This is a genomic window from Sphingopyxis soli, assembly GCF_018682675.1.
In the GTDB taxonomy this organism is placed as follows: domain Bacteria; phylum Pseudomonadota; class Alphaproteobacteria; order Sphingomonadales; family Sphingomonadaceae; genus Sphingopyxis; species Sphingopyxis soli.
Genome location: NZ_JAFMTR010000083.1, coordinates 1 through 2,069 on the forward strand (window position 1 = coordinate 1; position 2,069 = coordinate 2,069).

Below are 2,069 nucleotides of genomic sequence, written 5' to 3' on the forward strand. Positions count from 1 at the left end.
AAACACGGCAAAACAAGAATCTGGAGTGCCGGTTTTGATTCAATCAAAACCGAACGCACTCTAAGGGGAACCCGAATGACCGACAGCCTGCTGCGTCGCAAGACCATCGTTCCGGACCGGCAGGAGGGGCACGGGCTCGCGCGGACGCTCGGCTGGCCGCATCTCGTCGCGCTCGGGGTCGGCGCGATCGTCGGCACCGGCATTCTGACATTGATCGGCGTCGGCGCCGACAAGGCCGGCCCGGCCGTGATCGTCTCTTTCCTTGTCGCGGGGCTGATCTGCGCCTGCGCCGCGCTCGCCTATGCCGAAATGGCGACAATGATTCCCGCCTCGGGCAGCGCCTACACCTACAGCTATGTCGTGATCGGCGAACTGATCGCATGGATCGTCGGCTGGAGCCTGATCCTCGAATATTCGCTGGTCGTCAGCGCGGTCGCGGTCGGCTGGTCGGGCTATGCCGCCCCGCTGCTCCAGGCGTGGGCGAACGTGCCGATGGACCTGATGCAGGGGCCCGAGCTTGGCGGGATCGTCAACCTGCCCGCGATCGCGATCATCGCGGTGGTCGCGGGGATGCTGCTCTATGGCACGCGCGAGAGTGCCACCGTCAACGCGATCCTCGTCGTTGTGAAGATCATCGCGCTCGCCGTTTTCGTCGCGGTCGCGCTGCCGGCGTTCGACGCCGCGAACCTCGAACCCTTCAGCCCCTTCGGCTTTGCAAAGCATGTCGCCCCCGACGGCGTCGAGCGCGGGATCATGGCGGCCGCTGCGATCATCTTCTTCGCCTTCTACGGCTTCGATGCGATCGCGACCGCGGCCGAGGAGGCGAAGAATCCCGATCGCGACCTCAAAATCGGGATCGTCGGATCGATGCTCGCCTGCGTCGCGATCTATGTCCTCGTCGCGGTCGCAGCGGTCGGTGCCATTTCCTACAGCAAATTCGCCAACAGCCCCGAACCGCTCGCGCTGATCCTGCGCGAACTCGGCCAGCCGCTTGCCGCGAAATATCTCGCCATCTCGGCGATCGTGGCGCTGCCGACGGTGATCCTCGCCTTCTTCTTCGGGCAGAGCCGCATCTTCTTCACCATGGCGCGCGACGGATTGCTGCCCAAGGGGCTCGCCAGGATTTCGGGGCGCGGGACGCCGGTGCGCATCACCATCTTTACCGCGATCGTCGTCGCGATACTCGCGGGTTTCATCCCGCTCGACGAACTCGCCGCGCTCGCCAACGCGGGAACCCTCGCGGCCTTCACCGCGGTGTCGCTGTGCATGCTCATCATGCGCCGCCGCGCGCCCGACGCGCCGCGCACCTTCCGCACCCCGATGCCGTGGGTCGTCGGCGGGATCGCGGTGCTCGGCTGCCTCTACCTGTTCTTCAGCCTGCCGGCGAAAACGCAGATCTGGTTCGGCATCTGGAATGTCGCCGGGCTGGCGGTCTACTTCGCCTACGCGCGGCGGAATGCCGTGGCGGGATAAGGAAGATCGCCACCCCCGCGCAGGCGGGGGCGACGGTGAAGATCAATCGAACAGATCGCTCAGGAAGCTCTTGGTATAGCTCTTCTTCTTATAGGGCTTCGCATAGTGACGATCGTCGTCATAGCGCGGCTCGCGATATTGCGGCTGCGGCGCGGCCTGCCGCGGGGGCGGCGCCCCGGCGCCTTCGCTGCGCTCGATGATCTTGTCGAGCTCGCCGCGGTCCAGCCAGACGCCGCGGCACTGCGGGCAATAGTCGATCTCGATCCCCTGACGCTCCGACATCGTCAAATTCACGCGGCAGGACGGGCAAAGCAGCCCCTGGGCATCGGTCACACAGTTTCCTTTCATGCAAATCGCGGCCAGAGTGTCGGCTACTTTGCATACGCCTGTTGCCGGATCGCGTTCCGACGATTTTGTGGATTGCCTGCGTGCCGTTTGCGTCCGCCTTGGGGTGGATTACTGCCCTTCAATTCTCGTCATGCTGAACTTGTTTCAGCATCCATGGACTGAGCGTTCGTCCGGCACGGCGCTTGAGGAAATGGCGGACCATGGATCCTGAAACAGCGAGGCCATCGCCGCAGCCAGGATGACGATGC

At 64.5% G+C, this 2,069-nt stretch carries 2 protein-coding genes; one reads left to right on the plus strand and one right to left on the minus strand.

From position 1 onward, the window contains the following. Positions 1-75: 75 nt before the first annotated feature. On the plus strand, positions 76-1,473 hold the full coding sequence (locus J1N50_RS13080) for an amino acid permease (protein ID WP_215354176.1): 1,398 nt from the start codon (positions 76-78) through the stop codon (positions 1,471-1,473). 42 nt (positions 1,474-1,515) lie between these two features. On the opposite strand, the gene J1N50_RS13085 is transcribed toward J1N50_RS13080, so the two are convergent. Further along, complete coding sequence (locus J1N50_RS13085) at positions 1,516-1,755, minus strand: TFIIB-type zinc ribbon-containing protein (protein ID WP_058456933.1); 240 nt, start codon at positions 1,753-1,755, stop codon at positions 1,516-1,518. Positions 1,756-2,069 lie beyond the last annotated feature (314 nt).